The organism is Streptomyces sp. NPDC002133, from assembly GCF_040296405.1.
Lineage (GTDB): Bacteria > Actinomycetota > Actinomycetes > Streptomycetales > Streptomycetaceae > Streptomyces.
Genome location: NZ_JBEOXF010000005.1, coordinates 66,980 through 86,073, shown reverse-complemented (window position 1 = coordinate 86,073; position 19,094 = coordinate 66,980). Strand labels below are relative to the sequence as shown.

Annotated in this window: 17 protein-coding genes; 4 read left to right on the top strand and 13 right to left on the bottom strand. The window is 72.8% G+C overall.

All coding sequences use genetic code 11. The features are described 5' to 3' along the window. Positions 1–105: 105 nt before the first annotated feature. A complete protein-coding gene (locus ABT078_RS08525; RefSeq protein WP_351225240.1) occupies positions 106–1,182 on the top strand; it encodes an alkene reductase in 1,077 nt (358 codons plus the stop codon). A gap of 221 nt (positions 1,183–1,403) precedes the next feature. On the opposite strand, the gene thpD is transcribed toward ABT078_RS08525, so the two are convergent. The 5 genes from thpD to ABT078_RS08500 all read right to left on the bottom strand — a co-directional run bounded on the left by thpD (position 1,404) and on the right by ABT078_RS08500 (position 6,060). Next, on the bottom strand, positions 1,404–2,294 hold the full coding sequence (gene thpD / locus ABT078_RS08520; RefSeq protein ID WP_351225239.1) for an ectoine hydroxylase: 891 nt from the start codon (positions 2,292–2,294) through the stop codon (positions 1,404–1,406). A gap of 2 nt (positions 2,295–2,296) precedes the next feature. Continuing rightward, complete coding sequence (locus ABT078_RS08515; protein ID WP_351225237.1) at positions 2,297–2,695, bottom strand: ectoine synthase; 399 nt, start codon at positions 2,693–2,695, stop codon at positions 2,297–2,299. 34 nt (positions 2,696–2,729) lie between these two features. Next, entirely contained in the window at positions 2,730–3,980 is a 1,251-nt protein-coding gene (ectB, locus tag ABT078_RS08510; protein ID WP_351225598.1) for a diaminobutyrate--2-oxoglutarate transaminase, read from the bottom strand. A gap of 98 nt (positions 3,981–4,078) precedes the next feature. Further along, the gene (gene ectA, locus ABT078_RS08505; RefSeq protein ID WP_351225235.1) at positions 4,079–4,591 is read right to left on the bottom strand and encodes a diaminobutyrate acetyltransferase; all 513 of its coding nucleotides are present in this window, start codon (positions 4,589–4,591) and stop codon (positions 4,079–4,081) included. A gap of 344 nt (positions 4,592–4,935) precedes the next feature. Beyond that, positions 4,936–6,060, bottom strand: a complete 1,125-nt coding sequence (locus ABT078_RS08500) for a pyridoxal-phosphate-dependent aminotransferase family protein (RefSeq protein WP_351225233.1) — start codon at positions 6,058–6,060, stop codon at positions 4,936–4,938. Positions 6,061–6,146: 86 nt separating this feature from the next. On the opposite strand from ABT078_RS08500, the gene ABT078_RS08495 reads away from it, so the two are divergent. Together ABT078_RS08495 and ABT078_RS08490 are read left to right on the top strand one after the other, a co-directional pair. Continuing rightward, entirely contained in the window at positions 6,147–7,238 is a 1,092-nt protein-coding gene (locus tag ABT078_RS08495) for an amidohydrolase family protein (RefSeq protein ID WP_351225231.1), read from the top strand. 269 nt (positions 7,239–7,507) lie between these two features. Then, entirely contained in the window at positions 7,508–8,443 is a 936-nt protein-coding gene (locus tag ABT078_RS08490) for an SCO1860 family LAETG-anchored protein (RefSeq protein ID WP_351225229.1), read from the top strand. 672 nt (positions 8,444–9,115) lie between these two features. Here ABT078_RS08490 and cobC read toward each other — a convergent pair. The 3 genes from cobC to ABT078_RS08475 all read right to left on the bottom strand — a co-directional run bounded on the left by cobC (position 9,116) and on the right by ABT078_RS08475 (position 11,548). Continuing rightward, on the bottom strand, positions 9,116–10,174 hold the full coding sequence (gene cobC / locus ABT078_RS08485; protein WP_351225227.1) for an Rv2231c family histidinol phosphate aminotransferase CobC: 1,059 nt from the start codon (positions 10,172–10,174) through the stop codon (positions 9,116–9,118). Continuing rightward, complete coding sequence (locus ABT078_RS08480; RefSeq protein ID WP_351225225.1) at positions 10,158–10,994, bottom strand: sirohydrochlorin chelatase; 837 nt, start codon at positions 10,992–10,994, stop codon at positions 10,158–10,160. The genes cobC and ABT078_RS08480 overlap by 17 nt, the downstream gene beginning before the upstream one ends. Positions 10,995–11,107: 113 nt before the next feature. Further along, positions 11,108–11,548 (bottom strand): cobalamin biosynthesis protein, encoded by a 441-nt coding sequence (locus ABT078_RS08475; protein ID WP_502981176.1) that lies wholly within the window; start codon positions 11,546–11,548, stop codon positions 11,108–11,110. A gap of 47 nt (positions 11,549–11,595) precedes the next feature. On the opposite strand from ABT078_RS08475, the gene ABT078_RS08470 reads away from it, so the two are divergent. After that, positions 11,596–12,333 carry a ZIP family metal transporter gene (locus ABT078_RS08470; protein ID WP_351225223.1) on the top strand — a complete coding sequence of 246 codons (738 nt, stop codon included), beginning with the start codon at positions 11,596–11,598 and terminating at the stop codon, positions 12,331–12,333. A 14-nt stretch (positions 12,334–12,347) separates the two neighbouring features. Here ABT078_RS08470 and ABT078_RS08465 read toward each other — a convergent pair whose 3' ends face one another. The 5 genes from ABT078_RS08465 to ABT078_RS08445 form a co-directional block, all read right to left on the bottom strand. Next, on the bottom strand, positions 12,348–13,703 hold the full coding sequence (locus ABT078_RS08465; RefSeq protein ID WP_351225221.1) for a cobyrinic acid a,c-diamide synthase CobB: 1,356 nt from the start codon (positions 13,701–13,703) through the stop codon (positions 12,348–12,350). Between the two features lie 21 nt (positions 13,704–13,724). After that, on the bottom strand, positions 13,725–14,333 hold the full coding sequence (gene cobO / locus ABT078_RS08460; RefSeq protein WP_351225219.1) for a cob(I)yrinic acid a,c-diamide adenosyltransferase: 609 nt from the start codon (positions 14,331–14,333) through the stop codon (positions 13,725–13,727). Beyond that, positions 14,333–16,390 (bottom strand): putative cobaltochelatase, encoded by a 2,058-nt coding sequence (locus ABT078_RS08455; protein WP_351225217.1) that lies wholly within the window; start codon positions 16,388–16,390, stop codon positions 14,333–14,335. The genes cobO and ABT078_RS08455 overlap by 1 nt, the downstream gene beginning before the upstream one ends. Positions 16,391–16,619: 229 nt before the next feature. After that, complete coding sequence (locus ABT078_RS08450) at positions 16,620–18,128, bottom strand: cobyric acid synthase (RefSeq protein WP_351225215.1); 1,509 nt, start codon at positions 18,126–18,128, stop codon at positions 16,620–16,622. Further along, positions 18,125–19,084, bottom strand: a complete 960-nt coding sequence (locus ABT078_RS08445) for a cobalamin biosynthesis protein (RefSeq protein WP_351225213.1) — start codon at positions 19,082–19,084, stop codon at positions 18,125–18,127. Before ABT078_RS08445 ends, ABT078_RS08450 begins: the two co-directional genes overlap by 4 nt. Between the last annotated feature and the right edge of the window lie 10 nt (positions 19,085–19,094).

Genomic DNA, 19,094 nt, shown 5'->3' with positions numbered 1-19,094 from the left:
TCCCACATCTCCGTGCAACCAGATTATCTTGGTCGGCCAAGGAATGGGCTAGAGTGGTCCCGCGTTTTACTTGGCCGACCAATCTTATGTGTTCCGGGAGCCTTCATGACCATCGCCTTCGACCCGATCGACCTGTCCGGCACGCGGCTCGCCAACCGCATCGCCATGGCGCCCATGACCCGCAGCCGCGCCTTCGGCCCGGGCCTGACCCCGACCGACTCCACCGTGGAGTACTACGCCCAGCGCGCCTCGGCCGGCCTGATCGTCACCGAGGGCATCCAGCCCTCGGTGATCGGCCAGGGCTACCCCGACACCCCGGGCCTGCACAGCGCCGAGCAGGTCGCCGCCTGGCGCAGGGTCACCGACGCCGTGCACGCCAACGGCGGCAGGATCTTCGCCCAGATCATGCACGCCGGCCGGATCGGCCACCCGGCGCTCTGGCCGGACCAGGAACTGCTCAGCGTCGCGCCGTCCGCTGTGGCCCCCCAGGGCCAGCTGTACACCCACGAAGGTCCCAAGGACTTCCTCACCCCGCGCGAGCTGACCGGCGCCGAGGTGCGTGCCACCATCGGCGACTTCGCCTCGGCCGCCCGGAACGCCATCGAGGCCGGTTTCGACGGCGTCGAGCTGCACGGCGCCAACGGCTACCTCATCCACCAGTTCCTCACCGCCGGCACCAACCGGCGCACCGACGAGTGGGGCGGCCCCGTCGAGAACCGCATCCGCTTCGCCGCCGAGGTCACCAAGGCCGTCGCGGCGGAGATCGGCGCCTCCCGCACCGGTCTGCGCCTCTCGCCCGGGAACGCGCACAACGACATGGCCGAGACCGACACCGAGGCCACGTACCTCGCGCTGGTCGAGCAGCTGGAGCCGCTGGGCCTGGGCTACCTGCACATCACCGAGAACGTCCCCGGCCTCCGGGACGTGACGCTGGCGCTGCGCAAGCAGTTCAGCGGCACGTTCGTGCTCAACCCGTCCACCGAGGGCTTCACGGACCACGGCGCGCTGCCGCTGATCGAGGACGGCACGGCGGACATCCTCGCCTTCGGCGCGCTGTTCCTGGCCAACCCCGACCTGCCGGCCCGGCTGAAGACCGCGGGCCCGTACAACACCCCGGACACCGCCACCTTCTTCGGCGGCGACGACAAGGGCTACATCGACTACCCGACGCTCGCCGGCTGACGCACCGGAAGCGGACGATCAGGGGCCGGCCGCGCACCCCGCGACCGGCCCCTGGCTTTCGTCACCGCACGGGCGTGAAGTCCCGGGCCCCGATGCTGTGTTTTCCGGGGGACGACCCCCGGGCCCCCGGCAGGAGTCGGGTCACCGCACGGGCGTGAAGTCCCGAGCCCCGATGCTGTGTTTTCCGGGGGACGACCCCCGGGCCCCCGGCAGGAGTCGGGTCACCGCACCGGCGTGAAGTCCCGCGCCCCGATGAACGACGGCCGCGGAACCGGCGCGGCGAACGGTTCCTGCGCCGCGTTCTCCACGCTGTTGAAGACGATGAAGACGTTGCTGCGCGGGTACGGGGTGATGTTGTCCCCGGAGCCGTGCATCGCGTTGCAGTCGAACCAGGTCGCGGACCCGGCCTTGCCCGTGAAGAGCCGGATGCCGTGCCGGTCCGCGAGCGCGGTCAGCGCCTCGTCCGAGGGCGTGCCGGCGTCCTGCATCTGCAGCGACTTCTTGTAGTTGTCCTCGGGCGTCTCACCCGCGCATCCCAGGAACGTCCGGTGCGACCCGGGCATGATCATCAGCCCGCCGTTGGTGTCGAGGTTCTCCGTCAGCGCGATGGACACCGACACCGTCCGCATCCGCGGCAGCCCGTCCTCCGCGTGCCAGGTCTCGAAGTCCGAGTGCCAGTAGAAGCCCGACGCGCCGAAGCCCGGCTTGACGTTGATCCGTGACTGGTGGACGTACACGTCCGAGCCGAGGATCTGGCGTGCCCGGCCCACGACCCGCTCGTCGCGCACCAGAGTCTCGAAGACCTCGCTGATCCGGTGCACCTCGAACACCGAGCGCACGTCCTGGGACTTCGGCTCGACGATCGAGCGCTCGTCGGCCCGGATCAAGGGGTCGTCGACGAGCCGGTCGAGCTCGGCGCGGTAGACCTCCACCTCGGCCGGAGTGATCAGCTCCTCCATGGCCAGGAAGCCGTCGCGCTCGTACGACTGGAGCGCGGACGGGGCGAGCGGGCCCGGCGCCCCGGGCGGGGACCACACCACCGGGTCCTGGCGGGGGACGGCCACCTCCGCGGCGCCGCGGGTCGGGTAGAGATCGGTGAGTGCGGTGGTCATGATCAGCCCTCCTCGGTCAGGAGCGGGTAGACGCCGTTCTCGTCGTGGTCCTCCCGCCCGGTGACGGGCGGGTTGAAGACGCACACACAGCGGAAATCGGTCTTCGGGCGCAGGGTGTGACGCTCATGGCCGTCCAGCAGGTACATCGTGCCGGGCTCGATCCAGTGCGCCTCGCCGGTCTCGTCGTTCGTCAGCTCGGCCTCGCCCTCCACGCAGAGCACGGCCTCGATGTGGTTCGCGTACCACATCGACGTCTCCGTACCCGCGTACAGCACGGTCTCGTGCAGGGAGAATCCGGCCCTCTCCTTGGCGAGCACGATGCGCTTGCTCTCCCAGGTGCCCGACGTCGACCTGACGTGCCGGTCGGTGTTCTCGATGTCCTTGAACGATCGGACGATCACGGTGGTGCGCTTCCTTTCGTACGTACGGGATGGATCAGGCGGTCTCGCGGACGGCGCGGGCGAGCGTGCGCAGCCCCTCGTCAAGTTCGTCGGGCGTCACGGTGAGCGGCGGCAGCAGCTTCACGACCTCGCTCTCCGGGCCCGACGTCTCCAGCAGCAGACCGAGCTCGAAGGCGCGGGCGCAGACGGCGGCCGCCCGGTGCCTGTCGGTGAACTCCAGGCCCCAGACCAGGCCCCGGCCCCGGAAATGGGCCCCGTGCGCGGAGTTCTCGTCGGCGATCGCGAGCAGCGCCTGCTCCACCTGCTCGCCGCGGGTGAGGGTCTGCTTCTCCATCTGGCCGTCGGACCAGTACGCGTCCAGAGCGGCGGTCGCGGTGACGAAGGCCGGGTTGTTGCCGCGGAACGTGCCGTTGTGCTCGCCCGGCTCCCAGATGTCGAGCTCCGGGGTGAACAGGCAGAGGGACATGGGAAGTCCGTAGCCGCTGATGGACTTCGACAGGGTGACGATGTCCGGGGTGATGCCCGCCTCCTCGAACGAGAAGAACGCGCCGGTGCGGCCGCAGCCCATCTGGATGTCGTCGACGATGAGCAGCATGTCCTGGCGGTGGCACAGGTCGGCCAGCGCCCGCAGCCATTCCGCGCGGGCCACGTTGATGCCTCCCTCGCCCTGCACGGTCTCGACGATCACCGCGGCGGGCTTGTTGAGGCCGGAGCCCCGGTCGTCGAGCAGCCGCTCGAACCAGAGGAAGTCCTGGACCTGCCCGTCGAGGTAGTTGTCGAACGGCATCGGTGTGCCGTGCACCAGGGGGATGCCCGCTCCGGCCCGCTTGAAGGCGTTGCCGGTGACGGCGAGCGAGCCCAGTGACATGCCGTGGAAGGCGTTGGTGAAGGACACGATCGACTCGCGGCCCTTCACCTTGCGGGCCAGCTTCAGCGCCGCCTCGACCGCGTTGGTGCCGGTCGGGCCGGGGAACATCACCTTGTACGGCAGGTCGCGCGGCCGCAGCACGATGTTCTGGAAGGACTCCAGGAAGGCGCGCTTCGCGGTCGTCGCCATGTCCAGGCCGTGCGTGATGCCGTCGCGCTCCAGGTAGTCCAGCAGCGCGCGTTTCAGCACCGGGTTGTTGTGGCCGTAGTTGAGTGATCCCGCGCCGGCGAAGAAGTCGAGATAGGTGTGGCCGTCCTCGTCGGTCAGGCGGGCGCCCTGCGCGCGGTCGAACACGGCGGGCCACCCACGGCAGTAGCTGCGCACCTCCGACTCCAGGGTCTCGAAGACGCCATGAATTCCAGCTGCGGGGCCGTAGGTCGCTCCGCTGAGGGTGGTGGCGGGAGACGGGCGGGAGGGCGGGGTGATGGTCACAGCGGTCTCTCCTGTTGTGGGGGTCAGACGGTGACGGTGAGCGGGGTGATCGGGCCGATGCGGTAGAGCACTTCGGGCTGATGGGCCCCGTCGGGGAACATCCCGCCGTCGAAGAGGACTTCACGCTCCAGGGACGCGCCGCGACGGGCGGCGTACGACGTGAACAGCCGGTCGGAGGCGGTGTTGTCCGGGGTGACGGTGGTCTCGACCGCGCGGACGCCGCGCTCGGAGGCGACGCGGTGGGTCAGCGCATCGAGGAGCGTCCCGGCCAGTCCTCCGCCGCGGTGCGCCGCGTCGACGGCGACCTGCCAGACGACCAGCGTCTGCGGGCGCTCCGGCCTGATGTAGCCGGTGACGAACGCGACGGGTTCACCGTCCGTGCCGCGGGCCACCACGGAGGTCGCGGCGAAGTCGCGGCACCACAGCAAATAGCTGTACGAGGAGTTGAGGTCCAGGACCTCGGAGTCGCGGGCGATACGCCAGATTGCGGCTCCGTCCTCCACGCGTGGGCTGTCGATGCTCAGTGCGGTGGTCATGCGGATTGAATTTACCGAGTGAAATCGCAAATTGCATGGAGCGACAGGGTTGGGAGAAAGGGGGTTATGTGTTATCGCGCAGACGCGCGCACCGCGCGAGGTTGTAGTGAACTCTCCCCCTTTGACCGGGAGTTACCGGGTCAAAGAGATCCCTGGTGTTGGGTCCGTCACATGCTGGAAAGGCTGGCGGAATCCGTCCGGAATGAGGTAGTCCGTCCTGTCGAAACTTTTGCGTTTAGGGACGGGGAAACCGGGCAGAAGAATGCGGGGAGCTGCTCTCGATAAAGCAGCTCCCCGCATTCTGTCATTCATGCGCTATTTATTTGCCGATGAGTTTCCCGACATTACTTCCGCGACGCGTCGGCCGTGGTCCTCCACGCCTCGGCCGCGGCGCGCCGGGCGCCCTCCGGGTCCACCTCGCGGCCGTACTCGCGCAGCGCCGCGCCGAGGGTCGCCAGCGAGGACTCGACGGCTGCCGGTGCCGCGTCCACGCCGTAGTGGTTCACCCGGATCATCTCCGCTGACAGCGCCCCTCCGCCCGCGATCAGCGGCAGCGACGGGTCGGCTGCCAGCGCCTTCGCCACCAGGTCGGAGGCGTCGACCCCGGCCGGGGCACGCAGCGTGGTCGCGACGGGCGCCGCGTACCGCGCCTCGTGGACGTACGGGGTCAGCCCGCCGCCCAGCGCCATCGCACCGGCGCGCGTCGCCGCCGCGGCTGCGGCGTGCCGGGTCGTCAGCGTGTCCAGACCCTCCGCCTCGATCTGCTCCAGACACGCCTCCAGCGCCAGCATCTCCAGCTGCGCCGGCGCGTGCAGCAGCGCCCTGCGGCCGCCGTCGATCCAGCGCTCCTTCCAGTCGAGGAGTGAGAGGTACGAGCGGCGGGGCGCGGCAGGGTTCGCCGCGAACCGCTCCCAGGCACGCTCGCTCACCGAGACGGCCGACACTCCGGCCGGTCCTCCCATGGCCTTCTGCGCGCCGATCACACACAGGTCCACGCCCCACGCATCCGGCAGCAGCGGCTCGGCGCCCACCGAGGCGACGGCGTCCAGCATGAACAGGGCGCCATGGGCCCGTACGACCTCGCCGATCTCCGCGACCGGGTTGGTGTTGCCGGTGGCCGCCTCCGCGTGGACGAGCGACACGAAGTCGATCTCCGGGTGCCGCTCCAGGGCCCGGGCGATCTGCTCGGCGGTCACGGCGGTGTGGAAGGGGACCTCCAGGTCGACGACGGCCGCCCCGCAGTCCCGCAGCCAGTTCCCGAAGGTCTGGCCGTACGGGCCCGTCACCACGTTCAGCGCGGCCGAACCGGGCCGGGCGCCGCTGCGGATGCAGCCCTCCAGCGGGAGAAGCGCCTCGCCCTGTGTGATCACGACGTCCTGCCCGGTGGAGAGCAGGGCGGCCACGCGCCGCTCGATCGCGGCGAAGTGCGAGGCGGTCAGGGGGGCCAGGTTCAGAAACGGGTGTGTCACGGCGGTGCTCTCTTCGAAGCGGAGGTTCAAACGGGGTTCTCGGCTGCCCTCGGTCGAGGGTAGAGCAGGCTCGTAGAGTGCTGGCCATGAGCGATCGCGTGGTGCTGCATGTCAAGGGCCGGGTGCTGGTCGGGCCCGAGGAGGTCCGGGACGAGCTGTGGGTGGTCGGCGGCCGGATCACGTACCGGCGCCCGGCGGACACCCGTGATGTGCGGACCGTCGAGGGATGGGCCCTGCCGGGCCTCGTCGACGCCCACTGCCATGTCGGGCTCGACCAGCACGGCGCGGTGGACGAGGCGACCAGCGAGAAGCAGGCGCTGACCGACCGGGACGCGGGCACGCTCCTCGTCCGGGACGCGGGCTCGCCCGCCGACACCCGCTGGATCGACGACCGCGAGGACCTGCCGAAGATCATCAGGGCCGGCCGGCACATCGCCCGCACCCGCCGCTACATCCGCAACTTCGCCCACGAGATCGAGCCCGACGACCTCGTCGCGTACGTGGCCGATGAGGCGGTGCGCGGCGACGGCTGGGTCAAGCTCGTCGGCGACTGGCTCGACCGGGAGTCGGGCGATCTGGGCGCCTGCTGGCCGCGCGGCGCGGTCGAGGCGGCCATCGCAGAGGCGCACCGGCTGGGCGCGCGCGTCACCGCGCACTGCTTCGCCGAGGACTCCCTGCGGGATCTCGTCGAGGCGGGCATCGACTGCATCGAGCACGCGACCGGACTGACGGACGAGACCATCCCGCTCTTCGCCGAGCGGGGCGTCGCGATCGTCCCGACCCTCGTCAACATCGCGACGTTCCCGCAGCTCGCGGTGGGCGGCGAGAAGAAGTTCCCGCGCTGGTCGGACCGTATGCGGGGACTGTACGAGCGCCGCTACGACACCGTGCGCTCGGCGTACGACGCGGGCATTCCCGTCTACGTCGGCACCGACGCGGGCGGCTCCCTGCCGCACGGGCTCGTCGCGGCCGAGGTCGCCGAGCTGATGAAGGCCGGCATCCCGGCGGTGGAGGCGCTCTCGGCGACGACCTGGGGTGCCCGCAGCTGGCTGGGCAGGCCGGGGCTCGAGGAGGGCGCGGCGGCGGACCTCGTCGTGTACGAGGCGGATCCGCGGGCGGACGTACGGGTGCTGGGGGCACCGCGGAGGGTGATCCTGCGAGGGCGCGTCCTCGGTTGACGGGAGCGTGTCGGCCGGACGCCGGGCTCGTTGATATATCCGGCGTGCGCCCCGTACGTCCGCCTCAGGGGGCAATCACGGGAACGTCCGTGCCGACTTAATCGAATACGGGCACGGAAACGCCACTTTGGAGTGAACTCACCACAGGTGTCGGCCGGTTCACTCTCAGTGCGTAAAGATTCCGGTGTTCTCAGTCGCCGCCGTCGCGCACGAGTCCCCGTGGCGGGCGGGCCTGGCGACGTCATGTCTCCTGTGGGGGTTCCACCACCTTGAACAGCAACACCTTCCGCATGCCCGTACGCCGCTCCGCAGCCGCGGCGGCCGCCGTCGCGCTGGCGGCCGGGCCGGTGGCGCTCGCCGCCGCCCCGGCCGCCCACGCGACGGGCGGCGGCAACGGACGGGCGAGCGCGGTCGTGCTCCGTACCGGCCTCGACGTTTCCCTGCTGAACAAGACCGTCAACGTGCCGCTGAAGACCTCCCTGAACGAGGTGCAGGCCCCCGCGAGCGCGGAGAAGACCGCGCTCACCGTCCAGTTGGAGGGCGTCGACCAGGGACGGCCGTTCAGCGTGCTGCGCGCGGACGTGGCGAGCGCGAAGGCGACCGCCGACAGGGACAAGGCCGAGGGGACCACGACCCTCGCCCATGCGAAGGTGCACGTTCCCGGACTGCCGCTGCTCTCCCTGATCGAGGTCGAGAAGGTCACCGCCCGGGCGGTCTGCGAGGCGGGCGAGAAGCCCGTGGCCCAGGCGAACCTGCTCGGCACGGTCCGGGTGCTGGGGAAGAAGGTCACGCTGACGACGGGCGGAACGACGCGGGTCGAGCTGCCCGGCATCGGCGATGTCACGCTCGACCTCTCCCGTACGGAGACCACGTCGCGTACGGCCGCGGCGACGGCGCTCGAACTGAAGGTGTCCGTCAACCCGCTGAAGCTGAACGTCGCGGAGGTGGAGGGGGTCGTGACGCTGGCGGAGGCGACGTGCGAGGCGCCGGCGCCGGCCGGTGCGGCGGATGTGAAGCCGCAGACGGGGGTCGAGCCGGCGGAACCGGCCGCGGCGGAGTCGGAGGCGGCGTCCTCCGACTCCGGGGAGAACCTCGCGGCGACCGGCGGCAGCGCGGCGACCCCGTACTTCGCGGCCGGCGCGTTCGCCCTTCTGGCCGCGGGCGCGGGCGCGGTTGTGCTGGCCCGCCGACGGGCCCGGGAATAGCGTCCTCGGGCGGGGTGCGGGGTGCCTGCGGCGGTGTGGGGTGTGCGGTGGGCGGTGCGGCCGGTGCTCCCGGGCGTCCGGTGTGTCCGTCCTCAAGTGCCCCCCTACGCCCTGCGGCGTGGGGGGACCCCCGGACGGGCCGGGTGCGGCTGCTGTCGGTGGGTGGTGGTGCGGGGCCCCTCCGGGCTCGCCTCTACGAAATCGGTGGGCAGGGCGTCGTCCGGCACCACCGCGCGATTTCTGCGGGGGCGACCCTGCACGGCCCCGCCCCGGCCGTTCCCCCGACCGCGGCCCGGTGGGTGGCCACACACCACCGGCGAGAGCCCGCCCGGTTCTCCACGTAAGAGACGCACAGGGGCCGTGTTCTGGACGTAAAGGCGCCCGCAGCTCGCGAAGCGCGGTGAGCACCGACAGTCCAGGACACGAGCCCGTCGCGGCCCCCGACGGCAACCGCCCGGCACCGGGCAACTCCACACACCCAGCACGCATGGCGGTGGCGCACACATCCGGCCCGCATGGCGGTGCCGTACACATCCGGCCCGCACGGCGGTGCCGTACACATCCGGCCCGCACGGCGGTGCCGTACACATCCGGCCCGCACGGCGGTGCCGTACACATCCGGCCCGCACGGCGGTGCCGCACACACCCGGTCTGTCCGGCGCGACCCGAGCGTCAGGTACCGCCCACCGCCGTCAGCGCCTGGTCCAGGGCCTGGAGGAAGCGGTTCGTCGTCGTACGGTCGCGGACCGCCACGCGGATCCAGTGGCGGTCCAGACCGGGGAACGTGTCGCCGCGCCGCGCCGCGAAGCCCAGACCGCGCAGGCGTTTCCGTACCTCGTCCGCACGCGCCATGCGGAGCAGGACGAAGGGCCCCTCCGCCCCCGCCACCGCCCGCACCTCGTCGAACTCCGCCAGCCCGGCCACGAGATGCGCCCGGTCCTTGGCGACGACCTCGGCCGCCTCGGCGGCCTCCGCCAGCGCCCGGGGAGACATGCACGCCTCGGCCGCCACCAGCGCCGGAGTCGACACCGGCCACAGCGGCTGAGCCCGTTCCAGCGAGGCGATCGTCTCCGGCGGGGCGAGTGCGTACCCGATCCGCAGACCCGCGAGGCCCCAGGTCTTCGTGAGGCTGCGCAGCACCACGAGTCCGGGGACGTCGGTCCGCGACGCGAGTTCCTCCGGCTCGCCCGGCACCGCGTCCATGAACGCCTCGTCGACCACCACGATCCGCCCGGGCCGGGCCAGCCCGGCGATCGCCGCGGCCGGGTGGAGGACCGACGTCGGGTTCGTCGGGTTGCCGATGACGACGAGATCCGCCGAATCGGGCACGGCCCCGGGGTCCAGCCGGAAGCCGTCCTCCGCACGCAGCAGAACCCGCTCCACCGTGTGCCCCGTGTCCCGCAGGGCCGCCTCGGGCTCGGTGAACTGCGGGTGCACGACCACCGGCCTGCGCACCCGCAGGGCCCGCGCGAGCAGCACGAACGCCTCCGCCGCTCCCGCCGTCAGCAGCACCCGCTCCATCGGCAGCCCGTGCCGCGCCGCGACGGCCGCCCGTGCCGCGCGCCCGTCCGGATAGGCGGCGAGCGACAGCAGCGAATCGGCGATGTGCTCGCGCAACCACGCCGGGGGAGTGCCGGTCCGGACGTTGACCGCGAGATCGGTCAGCCGTCCGTCACGTACCTCCGCGTCGCCGTGGTGGTGAAGGTCGTGGCTGTCAGTGTGCGCCGGCATGAGCGTCCTGCCGCTGTACGGACGGTGGTCGGTGCTCAGGGAGCACGGGAGCGGACACGGCCTCCCGGAAGCGCTCCACTACCAGGTCGGCCAACTCCCCAATGGCGCCGATCACTTCCGCGAACCGTACGTCCGTCTCCGGATGCACCGCGGCCCAGCCCTCCGTGTGGAGCCGCGCCCGCTCCACCGGACCGCCGTCGAACAGGACGTAGGGCAGGACGACGATCCGCCGCGCCCCGAGCCGTACGCAGCGGTCGAGCCCGGCCGGCACGTCGGGCGCGGCCGACGACACGAACGCCGTCTCGACCCCCGCGTACCCCCGCCCCTCCCAGAGCAGCCGCGCCGCCCGGTGCACCTCGGCGTTGGCCCCGGGTTCGGTCGAGCCGGGGGCCACCAGGAGGACCGTCACCTCGGCACGGTCCCGCGGCGAACGGCCGGCCGCGCCCGCGCCCAGTGCCTCGTCCAGCCGCTGCTCCAGCACGGCGAGCAGCGCAGGATCCGGGCCGAGCGCACGAGCCTGGGTGACGGACAGCTCCGGGTGCTCCTCGCCCACGCCCGCGAGCGCATCGGCGATACCGTCCGTCGTACGCGCCTCGGGCACGAGCGCCAGCGAGACCGCGACGATCCGGTTCGCGCCCGCCGTGACGAGCTCGTCCACGGCCTCGGCGACCGGCCACCGGTCGGCGCCGACGAGCCCACCCGCGACGGGAATCCCGGGGTGGCGTCGGCCCAGCAGCGCCACGAGGTCCTGGAACGCCACCGCGGCGGCGTCGTGCCGGGCGCCGGGCGCGGCGATGAGCAGTGCGGGCGGGGAAGTCACGCGTTCTCCTCGGAGACGGGGCTGTGGTGCCGGTGCTACGGGTGGTGCGGGTGCTGCCGCTTCGATCATGTCCAACGCGGCGGGATCCACGCCGGACGGGTGCCGTCGGTTGCTCACGTGCCGGCGACGACTTCGCGCCGGAGCCCGCCGCCCGGGCGCGCGGCCGGTTCCGGAAGCCGTACGATCGCACAGGTCACTCTGCCAGGTCGCCCCTGCGTCCCCGACTTCCGTTTGGGTACGAGAAGTTCTCCGCCGCCCGCGAGCGCCGCGGCCTCCGCCACCGACGCAGTGCCCACCGCGTCCCGCGCCGTCCCGGACGGGTGCGGCACGGGCACCAGGGCCAGTTCCCCGGCCGAGTGCGTCCGCAGAGGGACGCCGAGCGCGGCCGCGGCCTCGACGATCCCCGCCTCGGCCGCCTTCGCCTCCACCGTAGCCAGGGCGACGACCGCCTCCGCCGGCTCTCCGGCCTCCCGCAGCACGCGGCGGACCAGCCCGAGCACCTCGTCGACGGGCGTGCCGCGGCACGCGCCGATGCCGACCACGAGGGCGCTCATGGCGTGGCACCCGGCGCAGGCGGGGGTGCATCCGCCAGCAAGAACGCATGGCGGTGTTCGTCGCGCTCGGCGCGTTCCTGATGACGCTGTTGGGCGCGTGGGCGGCGCAGCGTGTGACCGACCGGCGCCATCTCGTGCTGGGCCTCGCGGGCGGGCTCATGCTCGGCGCGGCCGGGCTCGATCTGCTGCCGGAGGCGGTGGCGGCGGCAGGCCACGAGATCTTCGGGGTGCCGCAGGCCATGCTGCTGTTCGTGGGCGGGTTTCTGTTCGCGCACCTCGTGGAGCGGCTGCTGGCAGTCCGTCAGGCGTCGCACGGCGCGTACGACGGCGGTCGCCACGACCACCGCGTACCTCAGGTCGGCATGACCGCGGCCGCGGCCATGGTCGGCCACAGCCTCATGGACGGCATCGCGATCGGCGCCGCCTTCCAGGCCGGCGGAGGCATGGGCGCGACCGTCGCGCTCGCCGTGATCACGCACGACTTCGCCGACGGCTTCAACACGTACACGATCACCAGCCTGTACGGGAACGAGCGCCGCAAGGCCCTCGCCATGCTCTTCGCCGCCGCGCTCGCCCCCGTGGCGGGCGCCGCGTCGACCCTGCTGTTCACCATGCCGGAGGAGCTGCTCGGCAGCTATCTCGGTTTCTTCGGTGGAGCGTTGCTCCACCTCGCCGCCGCGGAGATCCTGCCCGAGGCACACCACGAGCATCCGGCCCGCTCCACACTGCTGTGCACCGTTGCGGGCGTGGCGTTCATCTGGCTGGTGACGGGCGTGGCCGAGTGATGCCGTGCGGTGCCTCATGGCTGCCCTGACCTCTCCGCGCACCGCTCGACGAGGCGGCGGGCCGTGTCCGGCACCCCGGCCCAGTGCGTGTGCACGTAACTGGCGTGCACACCTTGCTGAACGAAGCCCTCGACCCGAGGCTCGGGCTGCCGCAGCCCCCAGGCCGCCTGCGGCCCGGCGCCCGGCTCCAGGACCGTGCGATGGAACTCGTGCCCGCGCATCCGCGTCCCCGCCGCGGCCAGAACGCTGTCGCTCACGGCGACCGCGTCCCGGTAGCCGAGGGTCAGCCGCTCGGACATCCGCGCATCGGCGTCGAGGACGCCGCACATGGGCTTCCCGTCCAGCGAACGCGCGAGGTAGAGCAGCCCGGCGCACTCGGCCACCACGGGCGCCCCGGCCTGGGTCAGCTCGGCGACCGCCTTGCGCAGCCGTGAGTTGGCGGACAACTCGGGGGTGTACACCTCGGGGAAACCGCCGCCGATGACGATGCCCGCGGTGCCGTCGGGGAGCTCCTCGTCGCGGAGGGGGTCGAAGGGGACGACCTCCGCACCGGCGGCGGTGAGCAGCTCTGCGTGCTCGGCGTACGAGAACGTGAACGCGGCGCCTCCCGCCACCGCGATCACGGGCCGGTGGGCGGTCGGGCGCCACTCGTACGGGTTCCATGCCTCGGTGCGGAGAGCCGGCGCACTCCGCGCCAACGCCAGCAGCGCCTCCAGGTCGCACCCCAGACGCACCTGCTCCGCCTGCGCCTCGACCGCGTCCAGCGCCTCCGCGTGCCGCTCGGCGACCGGCACCAGACCCAGATGCCGTGACGGCGTCGCGACCGCGGGCGCCCGCCGCAGCACGCCCAGCACCGGCACCCCGGACTCCTCCAGGGCTTCGCGCAGCAGCGTCTCGTGCCGGTCGGTGGCGACCTTGTTGAGGATCACCCCGCCGAGCCGTACCTCCGGGTCCCAGGACGCGAAGCCGTGCACGAGCGCCGCCACCGACCGCGACTGCGACGACGCGTCAACGACCAGCACGACAGGTGCCCGCAGCAGTTTCGCGACCTGGGCCGTCGAGGCCAGTTCACCGGCGCCCGCCGCGCCGTCGAACAGCCCCATCACGCCCTCGACCACCGCCACGTCGCAGCCGCGCGCGCCGTGCGCGAAGAGCGGCGCGACCAGCTTCGTGCCGCACATGTACGCGTCGAGGTTGCGGCCGGGGCGGCCGGTGGCGAGCGCATGGTAGCCCGGGTCGATGTAGTCGGGGCCGACCTTGTGCGGGGAGACGGCGAGACCGCTCGCCGCGAAGGCGGCCATCAGGCCCGTCGCGACGGTGGTCTTGCCGCTGCCCGACGCCGGGGCCGCGATGACGAGTCGTGCTACCACTCGGTGCCTACCATTCGCCGTCTACCATTCGATGCCCCGCTGGCCCTTCTGCCCCGCGTCCATCGGGTGCTTGACCTTGGACATGTCGGTGACGAGATCGGCGAAGTCGATCAGCGCCTGCGGGGCGTTGCGGCCCGTGATGACGACATGCTGGGTGCCGGGGCGGTCGCGCAGCACCTGGATCACCTCGTCCGTGTCCACCCACCCCCAGTGGAGCGGATACGCGAACTCGTCGAGCACATAGAATCCGTACGTCTCGGCGGCGAGGTCGCGCTTGACCTGCTCCCAGCCCTCGCGCGCCTTCTCCTCGTTGGACAGCGCTCCGTCCGCGGGGGCCCGCTGGATCCAGGACCAGCCCTCGCCCATCTTGTGCCAGTCCACGGCGCCGCCCTCGCCGGAGGCCCCGAGGACCTTCAGCGCGTTCTCCTCGCCGACCTTCCACTTCGCCGACTTGACGAACTGGAACACCCCGACCGGCCAGCCCTGGTTCCAGGCGCGCAGCGCCATCCCGAAGGCTGCGGTCGACTTCCCCTTGCCGACGCCCGTGTGCACCATCACCAGCGGGCGATTGCGGCGCTGGCGGGTGGTGAGTCCGTCGTCCGGTACGACGCTCGGCTGTCCCTGCGGCACTACGCGGCCCTCCTCGTTGTCGTTGCCTGTACGTCCCTGACCAGCCCGGCGATGCTGTCCGCGCGCAGTTCGTCCAAGGTGATGGCGGTGCCGCTCAGGTCGGCGGCGAGCCGTCCGGCGAGACCGAGCCGGACCGGACCGGTCTCGCAGTCGACGACCACCGAGGCGGTGCCGTCGGCGGCGTGCAGCCGCGCGGCCCGCCCGGCCAGTGCCACCGGGTCCGGGCCACCGGTCGCCCGGCCGTCCGTCACGACCACGAGCAGCGGCCGGCGCGACGGATCGCGCAGCCGCTCCACACGCAGCACGTCGTGCGCCTTGAGCAGGCCGGCGGACAGCGGCGTACGCCCGCCGGTCGGCAGCTGTTCCAGGCGCGTGGCGGCCGCGTCCACGGACGACGTCGGCGGCAGCGCCACCTCGGCGGCCGCACCGCGGAAGGTGACGAGGCCGACCTTGTCGCGGCGCTGGTACGCGTCCAGCAGCAGCGACAGCACCGCGCCCTTGACCGCGCCCATCCGCTGCCGGGCCGCCATCGACCCGGACGCGTCCACGACGAACAGCACGAGATTGCCCTCGCGGCCCTCGCGCGTGGCCTGGCGCAGGTCGTCGCGCCGGAGCACGAGGCCCGCGCCCGCCCGCCCGCGCACCCGCTGGTGCGGGGCCGCGGCCTGCACCGTCGCCGCCAGGTGGAGTTTGGTGAGCGCGCCTCGGGGCCGCCGGGCGCCGGTCGTCCTGCCGTGTTCGGTACGGGCGCGGGAGCGGCGCCCGGCCGCGCCCTCGCCGAGCCCGGGGACGCTCAGCATCTTCGTTCGGAACGGCTCGGCGGACCGTACGGCGGACTGCTCGCCCGCGCCGGGGGCCCGGGCGGGCTGCGACTCCGGCGGTCCGGTGGGCGACGCCGCATCCGCGTCGGGACCCTGGCCCTGCGGCGGAATGCCGCCATCGCCGTCCGGACCGCCGCCGGGCCCGCCGTCCGGGCCGTCGGGACCCGGACCCGGACCCGGACCCGGGTCCGGGTCCGGGTCGTGGTCGGGGTCCGGCTCGTCGTCCGCGCCGAACTGCTCCAGCGTCTGGTCGAGCCTGTCCTCGTCGAGGCCCGGCGCGTCGAACGGGTTCCGCCGCCGCCGGTGGGGGAGTGCCAGCAGCGCGGACTGCCGTACATCCTCCTCCAGCACGTTCGTACGCCCCGCCCACGCGGCAAGCGCCGTGGCGGCCCTGGCCATCACGATGTCGGCCCGCATGCCGTCCACCTCGAACGCCGCGCACGTCGCCGCGATCTGCCGCAGCGCCGCGTCACCCAGCTCCACCTGGGGCAGCAGCGCCCGGGCCGCGGCGATCCGTTCGCGCAGCGACGACTCCTCGTCCGCCCAGCGCGCCGCGAAGCCGTCCGCGTCGTCGTCGTACGCCAGCCGCCGCCGCACGACCTCGACCCGCTGCTCCGGCTCCCGCGACGCGGCCACCTCGACCGTCAGTCCGAACCGGTCCAGCAACTGCGGCCGCAGTTCGCCCTCTTCGGGATTCATCGTCCCGACGAGCAGGAAGCGGGCGGCATGCCGTACGGACACGCCCTCGCGCTCCACGTACGACGCACCCATGGCAGCGGCGTCCAGCAGGAGATCCACCAGGTGGTCGTGGAGCAGGTTGACCTCGTCGACGTACAGGATGCCCCGGTGCGCGTCCGCGAGCAGGCCGGGCTCGAACGCCTTTACGCCCTCCGCGAGCGCCCGTTCGATGTCGAGCGCTCCGACCAGCCGGTCCTCCGAGGCCCCGACGGGCAGCTCGACCATCCGCGCCGGCCGCGCCGTACCGGGCGCAGCCTCGTGCGGCCCGTCCGGACACCCGGGATCGGGCGCCCCCGGCGCACACGAGAACCGGCACCCGGCGACCACGTCCACATCCGGCATGAGCGCCGCGAGTGCCCGTACGGCAGTCGACTTGGCCGTGCCCTTCTCACCGCGCACGAGCACACCGCCGACCGCCGGACTCACCGCGTTGAGCAGCAGGGCCAGCCGCAGGTCGTCCATCCCGACGATCGCGGTGAACGGATAGGGGGAGGTCATCGCCCGATCACTCCTTCGCTGAAGCCGCGCCGACTGCGCGGCTCGCCGTTGCCCTGCCGAGGGCGATTGCCTTGCACGTACACGGGGCCTGCGCCCCCGCGACCCCGCTCATCGAGGGCCGGACGGGCTCCTTCGGATCCGGTCGGGCGGAACGGGCGGGGCGGGGAGATGAGCCCGTCGCAGGCGTCCGGGAGCGTCCCGCGCACTCGCGTCGCGCCCGTCCCGCGCCTCACGGCGCGCCCGGCGCGATGAAGGGGAGGTCCGCGGGCGCACCGCCCTCGATCAGGCGCAGGAGCGCGTCCGTGTCCGCGTGTTCCGCGATCAGATCGCCCAGCCGGTCCAGTTGCTCCTCGCGCAGCTCCCCGAAGCTCGTGTCCGGTGCCGGGACGAAGCGTCGTCCCGCCGCCGCAGCGACGACCCGCAGGAACGCCCGCCGGAAGCCGTCGCTCTCCAGCGACCCGTGCCAGTGCGTCCCCCACACCGCCCCGACCCTGCACCCGTCGAGGAAGGGTTCACCGTCCAGCACTTCGGCGACGCCGTGGTGGATCTCGTACCCGTCGACCCGTTCGCCCAGCGCCTGACCGACCGGCCGGGCGAGGGTCTTCTCGCGTGCGAACCGCACCCGCACCGGCAGCAGTCCGAGCCCCGCCACGGAGCCGGCACGCGACTCGACCTCGTCGTCGATGTGTTCGCCGAGCAGCTGGAAGCCGCCGCAGATGCCGAGCACGGGGCGGCCGTCCACCGCACGGCGCACCAGCGCGTCGGCGATGCCCCGCTCGCGCAGCCACTCCAGCGCGCGGACGGTACCGCGCGTTCCGGGCACGACCACCAGGTCGGCGTCCACCAACTCCTCGGCGCGGTCCACGAAGCGCACGACCACGCCGGGTTCGGCAGCCAGCGCGTCCACGTCGGTGAAGTTGGACATCAGAGGCACCGCGCACACCGCGACCCGCAGCACGTCCTCACCGGCCGGCGGGGCGACCACGGACTCCCTGACCGCGCCCCGCAGGGACACGCGCAGCCCGTCCTCCTCGTCGATGCCGAGGCCGTGCGCGTACGGCAGGACGCCGTACGTCCGCCGGCCGGTCAGCCCGTGCAGCATGTCCAACCCCGGTTCCAGCAGCGTCACATCGCCCCGGAACTTGTTGACGAGGTAGCCCGCGATCAGCTCCTGGTCCTCCCGGGCGAGCAGCGCCGTCGTACCGAAGAACTGCGCGAAGACCCCGCCCCGGTCGATGTCCCCGACCACCAGCACCGGGAAACGCGCGGCCCGTGCGATGCCCATGTTGACGATGTCGGTGCGGCGCAGGTTGATCTCGGCGGGGCTGCCCGCGCCCTCGCAGATGACGGCGTCGTACGTGCTCCGCAACTTCTCCAGGCACTCCATGACCGGCTCGAAGAGTGCCTGCTGCCTGCCCCCGTGGTAGCCGCGCGCGCTCAGTTCGCCCACCGGCCTGCCCATCAGGACGACCTGGCTGGAGCGGTCGCTGCCGGGTTTCAGCAGCACCGGGTTCATCAGCGCCGACGGCTCCACGCGCGCCGCCTGCGCCTGCATGGCCTGCGCCCGGCCGATCTCCGCACCCTCGCGGGTCACAAAGGAGTTGAGGGACATGTTCTGTCCCTTGAAAGGCGCGACCTTCACGCCCTGGCGCACCAGCCACCGGCAGATCCCGGCCGTGACGACGCTCTTGCCGGCGTCCGACGTGGTTCCGGCGACCAGCAGTCCGCGCCCGCTCATGCACGCCTCCCCTTCATCCCCTTCAGGGCCCCGGCGGCCGCCCGCGCGCCCGCGCACGCCACGAGTGCCAGCAGCCCCACGCGCCTCGACAGCCGCACCGCACGCTCGATGTCCGTGACCTCGACGGCCCGGCCGCCGCTGTTGAGCACGGGGCGGTGCTCGACCCGTCCGGCGTACGACAGCGTGCCGCCGAGCCGTACGCCGAGCGCCCCCGCGAACGACGCCTCCACCGGGCCCGCGTTGGGGCTCGGGTGCTTCGCGGCGTCGGCGCGCCAGGCCCGTACGGCACCGCGGGGGTCGCCGCCGGCGAGCACCGCGAGTGCGGCGGTGAGGCGGGCGCCAGGCCAGCCGGCGGCGTCGTCGAGCCGCGCCGAGGCCCAGCCGTACCGGCGGTGGCGTGGCGACTTGTGACCCACCATCGCGTCCAGCGTGTTCACGGCACGGAAGCCCACCAGCCCGGGAACTCCGCCGAGCGCACCCCACACGAGTGCGCCGACGACGGCGTCGGAGGTGTTCTCGGCGACGGACTCGACGACCGCGCGGGCGATCCCTGGGCCGTCCAGCGCTTGAGGGTCGCGCCCGCACAGATGCGGCAGCCGCTCCCGGGCGACCTCGATGTCGCCGGCCGCCAGCGCCCCGCCGATCGCCCGGGCCTCCCGCCCCAGCGACGTACCGCCGACGACGGCCCAGGTGGCCGCGGCGGTCAGCGCGATGGACGCCGTACGGGAACGGCGCACGGAAGCAGCGGCCAGCGCACCCGCCGCGATCGCGCCCCCGGCGCACACGACGGTGTGCACGGCGCCCCAGCCGCGGTGGTCGCGCCACAGCACCCGTTCGACGGCAGCGGCGGCCCGGCCGAACGCGGCGACCGGATGTCCTCGGCGCGGATCGCCGAAGAGCAGGTCGCCGGCGAGTCCGGCAGCTGCACCGCATGCAAAGGTCCGCTCTGCACGCATGTTCGTCCTC